The 12,792-nt window shown below is 69.0% G+C and carries 11 protein-coding genes and 1 riboswitch; of the genes, 6 read left to right on the top strand and 5 right to left on the bottom strand.

Going from position 1 to position 12,792, the window contains the following annotated elements:
* Positions 1–9 precede the first annotated feature (9 nt).
* The 3 genes from AC2SGK_RS11675 (at position 10) to AC2SGK_RS11665 (ending at position 3,146) form a co-directional block, all read left to right on the top strand.
* Positions 10–1,350 carry a cytochrome b gene (locus AC2SGK_RS11675; RefSeq protein WP_488323700.1) on the top strand — a complete coding sequence of 447 codons (1,341 nt, stop codon included), beginning with the start codon at positions 10–12 and terminating at the stop codon, positions 1,348–1,350.
* Positions 1,351–1,364: 14 nt separating this feature from the next.
* A complete protein-coding gene (locus tag AC2SGK_RS11670; protein ID WP_488323699.1) occupies positions 1,365–2,156 on the top strand; it encodes a cytochrome c1 in 792 nt (263 codons plus the stop codon).
* Between the two features lie 111 nt (positions 2,157–2,267).
* The gene (locus AC2SGK_RS11665) at positions 2,268–3,146 is read left to right on the top strand and encodes a ribokinase (protein ID WP_488323698.1); all 879 of its coding nucleotides are present in this window, start codon (positions 2,268–2,270) and stop codon (positions 3,144–3,146) included.
* Here AC2SGK_RS11665 and aroC read toward each other — a convergent pair.
* Positions 3,134–4,234 (bottom strand): chorismate synthase, encoded by a 1,101-nt coding sequence (gene aroC / locus AC2SGK_RS11660; protein WP_488323697.1) that lies wholly within the window; start codon positions 4,232–4,234, stop codon positions 3,134–3,136. The genes AC2SGK_RS11665 and aroC overlap by 13 nt on opposite strands.
* The gene (mutS, locus tag AC2SGK_RS11655; protein WP_488323696.1) at positions 4,231–6,864 is read right to left on the bottom strand and encodes a DNA mismatch repair protein MutS; all 2,634 of its coding nucleotides are present in this window, start codon (positions 6,862–6,864) and stop codon (positions 4,231–4,233) included. The genes aroC and mutS overlap by 4 nt, the downstream gene beginning before the upstream one ends.
* Positions 6,865–6,910: 46 nt before the next feature.
* Positions 6,911–7,010, top strand: a riboswitch (TPP riboswitch).
* A gap of 29 nt (positions 7,011–7,039) precedes the next feature.
* Between mutS and AC2SGK_RS11650 the strand changes: the two genes are divergently transcribed.
* The 3 genes from AC2SGK_RS11650 to AC2SGK_RS11640 are packed head-to-tail and all read left to right on the top strand — an operon-like array spanning position 7,040 to position 10,201.
* Positions 7,040–8,011: a thiamine ABC transporter substrate-binding protein gene (locus AC2SGK_RS11650; RefSeq protein WP_488323695.1), complete on the top strand. Its 972-nt coding sequence runs from the start codon at positions 7,040–7,042 to the stop codon at positions 8,009–8,011.
* A complete protein-coding gene (locus tag AC2SGK_RS11645) occupies positions 7,990–9,525 on the top strand; it encodes an ABC transporter permease family protein (RefSeq protein ID WP_488323694.1) in 1,536 nt (511 codons plus the stop codon). Before AC2SGK_RS11650 ends, AC2SGK_RS11645 begins: the two co-directional genes overlap by 22 nt.
* Complete coding sequence (locus tag AC2SGK_RS11640; protein ID WP_488323693.1) at positions 9,515–10,201, top strand: thiamine ABC transporter ATP-binding protein; 687 nt, start codon at positions 9,515–9,517, stop codon at positions 10,199–10,201. Before AC2SGK_RS11645 ends, AC2SGK_RS11640 begins: the two co-directional genes overlap by 11 nt.
* Here the strand turns inward: AC2SGK_RS11640 and AC2SGK_RS11635 are convergent.
* From AC2SGK_RS11635 to AC2SGK_RS11625, 3 genes are read right to left on the bottom strand one after another with little or no spacing between them, the layout of a single operon-like run.
* Positions 10,198–10,302 (bottom strand): DUF2474 family protein, encoded by a 105-nt coding sequence (locus AC2SGK_RS11635; protein WP_488323692.1) that lies wholly within the window; start codon positions 10,300–10,302, stop codon positions 10,198–10,200. The genes AC2SGK_RS11640 and AC2SGK_RS11635 overlap by 4 nt on opposite strands.
* Positions 10,302–11,333 carry a cytochrome d ubiquinol oxidase subunit II gene (gene cydB / locus AC2SGK_RS11630; protein ID WP_488323691.1) on the bottom strand — a complete coding sequence of 344 codons (1,032 nt, stop codon included), beginning with the start codon at positions 11,331–11,333 and terminating at the stop codon, positions 10,302–10,304. Before cydB ends, AC2SGK_RS11635 begins: the two co-directional genes overlap by 1 nt.
* Positions 11,334–11,335: 2 nt before the next feature.
* On the bottom strand, positions 11,336–12,775 hold the full coding sequence (locus AC2SGK_RS11625; RefSeq protein WP_488323690.1) for a cytochrome ubiquinol oxidase subunit I: 1,440 nt from the start codon (positions 12,773–12,775) through the stop codon (positions 11,336–11,338).
* Between the last annotated feature and the right edge of the window lie 17 nt (positions 12,776–12,792).

The raw sequence follows: 12,792 nt of genomic DNA, 5'->3' as shown, positions 1-12,792 counted from the left end.
AGGGTTATCATGGCCGGAATTCCGCACGACCATTACGAGCCCAAATCGGGCTTCGAACGCTGGCTGCACCGCCGCCTGCCCGTGGCCGGCGTGCTCTACGACACGCTGATGATACCCACGCCCAAGAACCTGAATTGGATGTGGATCTGGGGCATCGTCCTGGTCTTCTGCCTGGCGCTGCAGATCATCACCGGGATCGTGCTGGTGATGCACTACACCCCGCATGTCGACATGGCATTCGCCAGCGTCGAGCACATCATGCGCAACGTCAACGGCGGCTACATGCTGCGCTACATCCACATGAACGGCGCGTCGCTGTTCTTCGTGGCGGTGTATCTGCACATCTTCCGCGGCCTCTACTACGGCAGCTACAAGGCCCCGCGCGAGGTCACCTGGATCATCGGCATGCTGATCTACGTCCTGATGATGGCCACGGCCTTCATGGGCTATGTGCTGCCCTGGGGTCAGATGTCCTTCTGGGGCGCGACCGTGATCACCGGCCTGTTCGGCGCCATCCCCGGCGTGGGCGAGACGCTGCAGACCTGGCTCCTGGGCGGGCCGGCGGTCGGCAACGCGACGCTGAACCGCTTCTTCTCGCTGCACTACCTGCTGCCCTTCATCATCGCGGGCCTTGTGATCGTGCATGTGTGGGCCTTCCACTCGACGGGCAACAACAACCCGACCGGCATCGAGGTCCGCCGCACCAGCAAGGAGGAGGCCGCCAAGGACACCCTGCCCTTCTGGCCCTACTTCGTCATCAAGGACCTGTTCGCGCTGGCGCTGATCCTGGCCGTGTTCTTCGCGGTCGTGGGCTTCATGCCGAACTATCTGGGCCACCCGGACAACTACATCGAGGCGAACGCGCTGGCCACGCCCGCGCATATCGTCCCCGAATGGTACTTCCTGCCCTTCTACGCGATCCTGCGCGCCTTCGACGCCGAGGTCTGGCTGGTCCAGCTGGTCCAGTTCGTGACCTTCGGCATCGTCGACGCCAAGTTCTTCGGCGTGCTGGCGATGTTCGGCGCCATCCTGGTGATGGGCCTCGCGCCCTGGCTGGACACCAGCCGCGTGCGCTCGGGCCGCTATCGCCCGCAGTTCAAGTGGTGGTTCTGGATCCTGGCCGCCGACTTCATCATCCTGATGTGGGCGGGCGCCATGCCGGCCGAGGGGATCTATCCCTATATCGCGCTGGCCGGGTCGGCCTACTGGTTCGCCTATTTCCTGGTCATCCTGCCGCTCTTGGGCGTGATCGAGAAGCCCGAACCGATGCCCGCGACCATCGAGGAAGACTTCAACGCACATTACGCGCACAAGGGCGGCTCGACCGGCCTGTCGCAGCCGGCCGAATGAGAGGACCCAGGATCATGCTGAAAGCATTCGCGTTCGCCGCCGTCACGGCCCTTGGACTGGCCGGGCCGGCGCTGGCCGCAGGCGAGGGAGGCCACATCGAGGATGTGGCCTTCCCGCACGAGGGTCCGTTCGGGGCGTTCGACCAGTTCCAGCTGCAGCGCGGCCTTCAGGTCTATACCGAGGTCTGCTCGGCCTGCCACGGCCTGAAATACGTCCCGATCCGAACCCTGTCCGACGAGGGTGGCCCCGGCCTGCCCGAGGATCAGGTCCGCGCCTATGCGGCGAACCTGCTGCCGATCATGGACGAGGCCACCGGAGAGGAGCGTCCGCGCACCATCACCGATCCCTTCCCCACCACCTCGGGTATGGGCATGGGCCCGGACCTGTCGTTGATGGCCAAGGCGCGCGCGGGCTTTCACGGCCCCTACGGCACCGGCATCAACCAGCTGGTCAAGGGCATGGGCGGTCCGGAATACATCCACGCCCTGCTGACCAGCTATACCGGCGAGGATCAGGAACAGGCCGGCGTGCTGCTGCATGAGAACACCGCCTTCCCGGGCGGCTGGATCAGCATGGCCGCGCCGCTGTCGGACGGTCAGGTCACCTATGAGGACGGCACCGAGGCCACCGTGGACCAGATGGCCATGGACGTCGCCGCCTTCCTGATGTGGACGGCCGAACCCAAGCTGATGGACCGCAAGTCCGTGGGCCTGGTCGCGGTCCTTTTCCTGCTGGTGCTGACCGCGCTGCTCTATCTGGTCAACAAGCGGCTCTGGGCGCCGCACAAGGGCAAGCTGTCCGCCTGATCGCCGGACAGGCCGACATGACAGGACGCGCCCCGCAACGGGCGCGTCTTTTCACATCTGGACAAGGCCCGGCCCGCCCGGTCACATGGCCGCCAAACGGCGGAGGCAGGCATGGCAATCTGGAACCTGGGTTCGATCAACATCGACCATGTCTATCGGCTGGAGAGCCTGCCCAAGCCCGGAGAGACACTGGCCTCGCGCGGCTATGCCCAGGGCCTGGGCGGCAAGGGCGCGAACCAGTCGGTCGCCGCGGCGCGCGCGGGCGCGGTCACGCATCACCTGGGCGCAATGGGCACGGGCGATGACTGGGTGCGCGACCGGCTGGCGCAGGCGGGCGTGGAGATGGGCCATGTCGCCCGGCTGCAGGATCAGGCCACGGGCCACGCGATCATCCTGCTGGATGCCGATGCGGAAAACGCCATCGTCATCCATCCCGGTGCGAACCGCGCCATCGACGAGGCCGCGCTGACCCAGGCCCTGTCCGCCCTGACCCCCGCCGACACGCTGCTGATCCAGAACGAGACGAACGGCCAGGTCGCCGCCGCCCGCGCGGCGCAGGCGCAGGGCGCGCGCGTGATCTATTCCGCCGCGCCCTTCGATCTGGAGGCGGTGCGCGCGGTCCTGCCCCATGTGTCGATCCTGGCGATGAACGCCGGAGAGGCCGAGCAGCTGTTCGCGGGCGTGCCGGGCGATCTGCCGGTGCAGGGCCTGCTGATCACCCGCGGCGGCGACGGGGCCGAATATCGCGACCTGACGACGGGCCAGGTGCATGAGCAGCCCTCGTTCCGCGTGACGCCGGTGGACACCACGGGCGCGGGCGACACCTTCGCGGGCTATTTCGCGGCGGCGCTGGACGGCGGGGCGGATATTCCTGCCGCCCTGCGGCTGGCCTCAGGGGCGGCGGCGCTCAAGGTAACGCGGGCGGGGGCAGGCGACGCCATCCCCACCCGCGCCGAAGTCGACGCGTTCCTGGCAGATCAGCCGATCTGACCGCGCAGGCCCCCGGTCTGCGCCCGGTCCATCAACAGGTGGTCCAGGATGACGCAGGCCGCCATGGCCTCGGCCACCGGAACGGCGCGGATGCCCACGCAGGGGTCGTGGCGGCCCTTGGTGATCACGTCGATCTCCTCTCCGCGCGCATTGATCGAGCGGCGGGGCGTGGTGATCGAGCTGGTCGGCTTGATCGCGAAACGCACGACGATGTCCTGACCGGTCGAGATCCCGCCCAGGATGCCGCCCGCATGGTTCGACAGGAACTCCGGGCCGTCCGGCCCCATGCGGATCTCGTCGGCATTGGCCACGCCGGTCAGCGCGGCCGAGGCCATGCCCTCGCCGATCTCCACGGCCTTCACGGCATTGATCGACATCATTGCGGCGGCCAGATCGGTGTCCAGCTTGGCATAGACCGGCGCGCCGAGGCCCGGCGGGCAGCCTTGGACACAAACCTCGATGGCCGCGCCGACGCTGTTCTGATCCTTGCGGATGCCGTCCAGGTAATCCGACCAGGCCTGCACCGCGCCCGCATCAGGCAGGAAGAACGGATTGTCGTTCACCGCGCCCAGGTCCAGCCGCGCGCGGTCCAGATGCATCGCCCCCATCTGCACCATATAACCGGTGATGCGCAGCTCCGGCACCATCGCGCCCAGCACCGCCTGCGCCACCGCACCGGCCGCGACCCGCGCGGCCGTCTCGCGCGCCGAAGACCGGCCGCCGCCGCGATAATCCCGCACCCCGTATTTCAGGTGATAGGTGATGTCGGCATGCCCCGGGCGAAAGCTGGTCGCGATGTCGCCGTAATCCTTGGACCGCTGGTCGGTGTTCTCGATCATCAGCTGGATCGCGGTCCCGGTGGTGACGCCCTCGAAGACGCCGGACAGGATGCGAACCTGGTCGGGTTCGCGCCGCTGCGTGGTATGCTTGGACGTGCCAGGGCGGCGGCGGTCCATGAAGCGCTGGATAAATTCTTCGGTCAGGGGCACGCCCGGCGGCACGCCGTCCACCGTCGCGCCCAGGGCCGGGCCGTGGCTTTCGCCCCAGGTGGTGAAGCGGAACTCGCGGCCGAAGGTGTTGTAGCTCATGGTCGCGTCTCCTCGGACAGGGCTTTCAACTCATAGATCAGGTCCAGCGCCTCGCGCGGGGACAGGGCGTCGGGATGGACCGCCTTCAGCCGGTCGTCCAGCGGCCGGGCCTTGGGCCCGGGCGGCGGGGCCGCGCGGAACAGCGGCAGATCGTCGATCAGCGCCACGGGGCGGGCCGACTGACGCTCTCCGCTTTCCAGCGCGGTCAGGACGGTGCGGGCGCGTTCCACGACGGAGGCGGGCAGGCCCGCCAGCTTTGCCACCTGCACGCCATAGCTGCGGTCGGCCGCGCCCTTCCTGACCTCGTGCAGGAAGATCACCTCGCCCTGCCATTCGCGCACGGTGACGGTGGCGTTCTCGACGCCCTCCAGCTTCGCGGACAGCGCCGTCATCTCGTGGTAATGCGTGGCGAACAGCGCGCGGCAGCGGTTGGCGGCATGCAGATGCTCCATCACCGCCCAAGCGATCGACAGCCCGTCCCAGGTCGAGGTGCCGCGCCCGATCTCATCCAGGATCACCAGCGCGCGGTCATCGGCCTGGTTCAGGATCGCGGCGGTTTCCACCATCTCGACCATGAAGGTCGAGCGCCCCCGCGCCAGGTCGTCGGCGGCGCCCACGCGGGAAAACAGCTGGCTGACCAGCCCGATATGCGCCGCGCGCGCGGGAATAAAGGCCCCTGCCTGCGCCAGCACCGCGATCAGCGCGTTCTGCCGCAGAAAGGTCGACTTGCCCGCCATGTTCGGCCCGGTCAGCAGCCAGATCGCGGGCGTGGCCCCGGTGGTCAGATCGCAATCATTGGCGACGAAGCTCTCCGCCTTGCGGCGCAGCGCGCGTTCCACGACCGGATGGCGGCCGCCTTCGATGACGAAGGCGCGGCTGTCGTCGACGCGCGGCCGGACCCAGCCCTCGCCCGAGGCGAGATCCGCGAAGGCGCAGGCCAGGTCGATCTCGGCCAGCGCGCGGGCCGCCTTCCCGATCCGCGCCGCCTGATCCAGGATCGCCGTCCGCAGGCGGTCGAAGATGCCCCGCTCGATCTCCAACGCGCGGTCGCGGGCGTTCAGGATGCGGGTCTCCAGTTCGGACAGTTCCACCGTGGTGAAGCGGATCTGGTTCGCGGTGGTCTGGCGGTGGATGAAGGTCTGGTTCAAGGGCGCGGCCATCATGCGCTCGGCATGGGTGGTCGTCGTCTCGATGAAATAGCCAAGGACGTTGTTATGCTTGATCTTCAGGCTGCCGACCCCGGCCAGGGCCGCGTAATCGGCCTGCATGCCCGCGATGACGCCGCGCCCCTCGTCGCGCAGGCGCCGGGTCTGGTCCAGATCGGCGTCATGCCCCTCGGCCACGAAACCGCCATCCCGCGCCAGCAGAGGCGGCTCGGCCACCAGCGCATCGTCCAGCAGATCGACCAGCGCCTCATGCCCGACCAGATCACCCGCCGCCTCGCGCAGCACCGGGGGCGCATCGCCGGGCAGACGCGCCGCGATCGCCGCGCCCTGCGTCAGCCCCGCCCGGATCGCGGCCAGATCGCGCGGCCCGCCCCGGTCCAGCGCCAGCCGCGACAGCGCCCGGTCCATGTCCGGCACCCGCGCCAGCGCGCCGCGAAGATCCGCCAGCAGCCGCGCATCCCCCGCCAGCGCCGCCACCGCATCATGGCGCGCCGCGATCAGGCCCAGATCGCGCGACGGCGCGCTGATCCGGCGTTCCAGAAGGCGCGCGCCCGGCGCGGTCACGGTGCGGTCGATGGCCGCCAGCAGCGAGCCGTCGCGCCCGCCCGACAGGGCCTGGGTCAGCTCCAGGTTCCGCCGGGTCGCGGCGTCGATCTGCATCGTGCCGCCCGCCCGTTCGCGCATGGGCGGGCGCAGCAGCGGCAGGCGGCCCTTCTGCGTCATGTCCAGATAATCGACGATGGCGCCCATCGCGGCCAGTTCGGCGCGGGTGAAGCTGCCGAAGCCATCCAGCGTCTCGACGCCATAGAGCGCGCAGAGCCGCCGCGTCCCGGCATTGCTGTCGAAGGCGCTGGCATGCAGGTCGGTCATCACCGCGCCCGCATCGCCGATCAGCTCCTCCAGCCCGGTGTCGCAGGCCAGCACCTCGCGCGGGGCCAGGCGCGCCAGTTCGAGGGCCAGGCGCGGCAGGGGGCAATCCATCACCGAAAACGCGCCGGTCGAGATGTCGACCCAGGCCAGCGCGCCCTCCTCGCGGACCACCACGAAGGCCGCCAGGTAATTGTGCCGCCGCGCCTCCAGCAGCGATTCCTCGGTCAGGGTGCCCGGTGTCACCAGCCGCACCACGTCGCGGGCCACGACCGATTTCGAACCGCGCTTCTTCGCCTCGGCCGGGTCCTCCATCTGTTCGGCGATGGCCACGCGGAACCCCTTGCGGATCAGCGTCAGCAGATAGCCCTCGGCGGCATGGACCGGCACGCCGCACATGGGGATCGGTTCCCCCAGATGGGTGCCGCGTTTCGTCAGCGCGATGTCCAGCGCGGCGGCGGCGGCCACCGCGTCGTCGAAGAACATCTCGTAGAAATCGCCCATGCGATAGAACAGCAGCGCGCCGGGATTGGCCTCCCGGATCGCAAGATACTGCGCCATCATCGGCGTGGGCTGGTCGGTCGCGTCCCTGGTCATGGGCGGTTTCTATCCGCTTGCGCGGGCGCGCGAAACCTCTACATTCAGGGGCACCTCGGGGTGCCCCATGCGGGCTGAGACGCGACAGCGGACCCGTAGAACCTGATCCGGCTCACACCGGCGGAGGGAAGGTGCGCACCCCTTCTTTTCGATCACCCGACAAGAGAGGCTGCCCATGAAATCCGTCCTGATCCCCGCTTTGCTGCTGGCCACCCCCGCTTTGGCCCAGGACCGCATCCTGACCGTCTATGCCGGCGACAGCGTCACCAGCGAATGGGGCCCCGGCCCCGCCATCGAGGAGGGGTTCGAGGCGATCTGCGACTGCGACCTGCAATTCGTGACCGGCGACGTGCTGCCGCGCATCCTGATGGAGGGGGCGGGCACCCAGGCCGACATCGTCTTCGGCCTGAACACCGACATGACCGCGCGCGCCCGCGCATCGGGCCTGTTCGCGCCGCACGGGCAGGACACGTCCGACCTGTCGCTGCCCATCGCGTGGGAGGACGACATCTTCCTGCCCTACAACTGGGGCGAGACGGCCTTCGTCTATGACAGCACCCGGCTGGAGAACCCGCCCGCCAGCTTCGCCGAGCTGCTGGAGGCCGAGGACATCAGCATCGTCATCCAGGACCCGCGCAGTTCTGTGTCGGGTCTGGCGATGCTGCTCTGGGTCAAGTCGGTCTATGGCGATGAGGCGGGCGAGGCCTGGGCGAAGCTGGCCCCCAAGGTGCTGACCGTCACCCGCGGCTGGTCCGAATCCTATGGCCTGTTCACGGATGGCGAGGCGGACATGGTGCTGTCCTATACCACGTCCCCCGCCTATCATATTGCGGCCGAAGAGGACGACACCAAGCGCGCCGCGATCTTCCCCGAGGGGCATTACTTCATGGCCGAACTGGTGGCGCAGGTCGCGGGCACCGATCAGCCCGAACTGGCGCAGGCCTTCATGGACTGGGTGCTGACCCCCGATTTCCAGGCGACGATCCCGCTGGCCAACTGGTCCCTGCCCGCGAAACTGCCTCAGGCCGACTGGCCGCAGGTGATGCGCGACCTGCCCCGGCCCGACAAGACCCTGTTCCTGTCCGAGGACGAGGCCGAGGCCCTTCGCGCCCCCGCCCTGGACGAATGGCAGCGGGCCCTCCGCTGAGCATCGGCCACGCCATCGCGGGCGCGCTGGCAGCGCTGATCCTGGGCACGCTGGCGGCGGTGGCCTGGGTCGCGGGCGGGCTGTCGGGCCTGACCGAATGGGACCTGCGCGCGGTCTGGTTCACGTGCTGGCAGGCGGCGCTGTCCGCGACCCTGTCGGCGGCGCTGGCCGTGCCAGTCGCACGCGCGCTGGCGCGGCGCCGGTTCCGGGGACGGGGGCTGCTGGTCACGCTGCTGGGCGCGCCCTTCATCCTGCCGGTGATCGTGGCAGTGCTGGGCCTGATCGCGATCTTCGGGCGCAACGGCGCGCTGAACGGCGCGCTGGAGGCCTTGGGCCTGCCCGCCATCGGCATCTATGGCTGGCAGGGGGTGATCCTGGCGCATGTGTTCTTCAACCTGCCGCTGTCGGTGCGGCTGATCCTGCAGGGCTGGCAGGCGATTCCCGCCGAACGCTTCCGGCTGGCTGCGTCCCTGGATTTCGCGCCCCGCGACATCGCCCGCCATCTGGAGCGCCCGATGCTGCGCGGCGTGCTGCCCGGCGTCTGGCTGGCGGTGTTCCTGGTCTGCCTGACCTCCTTCACGGTGGCGCTGGCCTTGGGCGGGGGGCCGCGGGCCACGACGGTGGAGCTGGCCATCTATCAGGCCTTCCGCTTCGATTTCGATCTGGGCCGGGCGGCGGCCCTGGGGATGGTTCAGATCGCGATCTGCATCGCGGCGGCGGCGCTGGCCGCGCGGATCACGGTGCCCGCGGGCTTCGGCGCGGGGCTGGACGCTTCGGGCGGGCCGCCCGCGCCCGACGGCTGGCGGCGGCCGGCGGATGCGGCGGTGATCGCGGCGGCGGCGGTGTTCCTGCTGGCGCCGCTGATCTCGGTCGCGGCGACGGGCCTGCCGCGCCTGACCGCCCTGCCGCCCGAGGTCTGGCAGGCCACGCGCCGCTCGGTGCTGATGGCGGTGATCTCGGCGCTGCTCTGCGCAGGCGCGGCCCTGGCGCTGGCCCTGACGGTGGCGCGGGGCGCGGCCCGGTGGGTCGAGGCGGCGGGCATGCTGCCGCTGATCGCCTCGCCGCTGGTGCTGGGGACGGGGCTGTTCATCCTGCTGCGCGGCACGGTCACGCCGCAGCAGATGGCCCTGCCGGTCACCGCGCTGATCAACACGGCCATGGCCCTGCCCTTCGCGCTGCGCGCGCTGATCCCCGCCGCGCGCACGCTGCAGGAGGATTACGGTCGGCTGGCCGCGTCGCTGGACCTGCGGGGCTGGGCGCGGCTGCGGCTCTTGGTCCTCCCGCGCCTGGCCCGGCCCCTGGGCTTCGGCGCGGGGCTGGCGGCGGCGCTGGCCATGGGCGATCTGGGGGTCATCACACTTTTCGCGGGCGACAACCCGACCCTGCCGCTGATGCTCTATCAGCTGATGAACGGCTATCGGCTGGCGGATGCGGCGGCCTGCGCCCTGCTGCTGATGGCGCTCAGCCTTGGCCTGTTCTGGGCCTTCGACCGGGGAGGCCGCCATGGCGCTTGAGTTCAAGGACATCCTTCTGCGTCAGGACGGTTTCACCCTGACCGCAGATCTGACCGTGCCGCAGGGGCGTCACGCGGTGATCGGAGCGTCGGGTTCGGGAAAGTCGACGCTTCTGGCGGTGATCGCGGGCTTTCTGACCCCGACGCGAGGACGCCTGCTGTGGGAGGGTGCCGACATCACCGCGCTGCCACCCGGCAAGCGGCCATTGTCGATCCTGTTTCAGCACAACAACTTGTTTCCACATCTCAGCGTGAAACAAAATGTGGGCATGGGACTGCGCCCGGACCTGAGTCTGGATCGCGTCCAGAAGGCGCGCGTGCTGGAGGTTCTGGATCAGGTCGGGCTGACCGGAACGGGGGACCGGCGCCCCGACAGCCTGTCGGGCGGACAGCAGAGCCGAGTGGCCTTGGCGCGCGTCCTGCTGCGGGCGCGGCCGCTGCTGCTGCTGGACGAACCCTTCGCGGCCCTGGGTCCCGCGCTCAAGGCCGAGATGCTGGCGCTTCTGGCGCAGGTCGCCGCGGACACGACCGTGCTGATGGTGACCCACGATCCCGAGGATGCCCGCAGCTTCGCGCCTGACACCCTGCTGGTCGAGGAGGGGCGCGTCCATCCGCCCTGCCCCACCGGGCCGCTGCTGGACGATCCGCCACCGGGGCTGCGGGCCTATCTGGGCTAGGCGATCCAAAGGCGGATGATCCAGGCCACCGTCCCGATCGCCGCGACGCTGGCCAGCCAGATCGCCACGAACCAGGCCAGCCGTCGCAGGGCCAGGGGCATCAGTGATAGCCCTGCCGGGGATCCATCTTGCCGCGGAACACCCAGTAGGAATAGGCGGTATAGGTCAGGATCACCGGCACCAGCACCGCCGCGCCGACCAGCATGAAGATCTGGCTGTTCTCGGGGGCGGCGGCCTCCCAGATGGTGACCTCGACCGGGACGATGTAGGGGAACATGGAAAATCCCAGCCCCCCGAAGGCAAGGACGAACATGCCGAGCGCGAACAGGAACGGCCAGTAGTCATGATGCCGCCGCATCAGCGTGGTGAAAAGGCCGAAGGCCAGCGCCAGCACCGCCGCGCCCACGCCCACCGCAAGAAGGATGTTCCAGCCCCCGAACCAGCGACTGTAATACCCGTCCTGCAGGAAGGGCGTCCACAGGCTGACAACGCCCATGAAGCCCACCGTGGCGACGCCCAGAAGCCACGCGCGCTTGCGCATCCGCTCCTGCAGGGGGCCGGTGGTCTTCATCACCAGCCAGGTCGCGCCCAGCAGCATGTAGCCCACCATGACCGCGACGCCGACAACCACGCTGAACGGGGTCAGCCAGTCCCACCAGCCGCCTGAATATTCCCGCGCCGCCTTGTCGATGTCGATGCCCTGCAGCAGCCCGCCCAGGGCGATGCCCTGCGACAGCGCCGCGACCGCCGACCCGCCGATGAAGGCCAAGTCCCAGACCCCGCGCCACCGCCTGGTCCGCCAGCGGAACTCGAAGGCGACGCCGCGAAAGATCAGCGCCAGCAGCATGGCCATGATCGGCGCATAAAGCGCGGGCAGGATCAGCCCGTAGGCCAGCGGAAAGGCCGCGAACAGCCCGCCGCCGCCCAGCACCAGCCAGGTCTCGTTCCCGTCCCAGACCGGCGCGACCGAGTTCATCATCAGGTCGCGGTCGCCGCCCTCGCGTTCGGCCGCGAACAGCATGCCCAGACCCAGGTCGAACCCGTCCAGCACCACATAGACCAGCACCGCGAACGCGATGACGAAGGCCCAGATGACCGTCAGGTCCAGCGATACGCCTTCCGTCAGGGGCATGGTCATTCTCCGGGTTGGGGCGCGCGCGCGCCGTGCTGATGCGCGGGGGTGGTGCCGGCGGTGCGAGTCGGGCTGTCGTTCACATCCTTCAGCCGCGGCTCGTCGCGCAGCGGAGGCCGATTCATCAGCCGCAGGATGTAGTAGGTCCCTGCCCCGAACACCGCGAAATAGACGATGATGAAGGCCATCAGCGACGCGCCCACCGCCGCCGCATCCAAGGGCGCGGCACTATCCGCGGTGCGCAGATGGCCGTAGACGGTGAAGGGCTGTCGGCCGACCTCGGTCGTGATCCAGCCCGCCAGGACCGCGATCAGCCCGGCCGGCGAAAGGATCAGCGCGGCGCGGTGCAGCATCGGGCTGTCATAGAGAACCCCCCGCCAGCGCGCCCAGAGCGACCACAGCCCGAGGCCCAGCATCGCGAAGCCCAGGGCCACCATCACCCGGAACGACCAGAAGACCACCGCGACGGGGGGCTGATCGGCGCGGGGAATGGTGTCCAGCCCGTCCAGCGGCGCGTTCAGGTCGTGCTTGAGGATCAGCGAGGACAGCTTGGGGATGCCGATGGCATAGTCCAGGCGCTGCTCCTCCTGGTTGGGGATGCCGAACAGGTAGAGCGGGGCGCCCTCGGGATGGCTTTCGAAATGGCCCTCCATGGCCATGACCTTGGCGGGCTGATGCTCCAGCGTATTGATGCCGTGCATGTCGCCCAGAACAATCTGCACGGGGGCGAAGATGGCGGCCATCCACATGGCCATGCTGAACATGGTGCGCGTGGCCGGGCTGACCCTGTCGCGGCGGTGGCGGTGGCGCAGCATGTGCAGCGCGGCCACGCCCCCCACGATGAAGGCCGTGGTCAGGTAGGCCGCCGTGACCGTGTGCATCAGCCGGTACGGGAAGGACGGGTTGAAGATCACCTGCCAGAAGTCGGTGGGCAGGAACTGGCCGGTCTCGGCGTCGATCTCGAACCCGGCGGGGGTGTGCATCCAGCTGTTCACCGACAGGATCCAGAAGGCCGACATGGCGGTCCCGAAGGCCACCGCCGCGCAGGCGATCATGTGCAGCGTTGGCCCGACCCGGTCACGGCCGAAGAGCATGATCCCCAGGAACCCCGCCTCGAGGAAGAAGGCCGACAGCACCTCATAGGCCATGGGCGCGCCGATGACCGGCCCCGCCTTGTCGGAAAAGGCCGACCAGTTGGTCCCGAATTGATAGGACATCACGATCCCCGATACGACGCCCATCGCGAAGGCCAGGGCGAAGATCTTCACCCAGTATCGGAACAGGTCCAGATACTGATGGTCGCGGGTCCACAGCCACAACCCGTTCAGCACCGCCAGGAAGCTGGCCAGCCCGATGGTGAAGGCGGGAAACAGGAAGTGGAAGCTGACGGTGAAGGCGAACTGGATGCGGGCCAGAAGGATGGCGTCGGCATTGTCGAACATCGGATGCCTTTCACGAC

The sequence above is a fragment of the Paracoccus sp. NIOT.M2S5SZ12 genome (assembly GCF_057748165.1).
The sequence above is the reverse complement of the archived record's forward strand: the minus strand, read 5'-3'. Positions and strand labels throughout refer to the sequence as shown.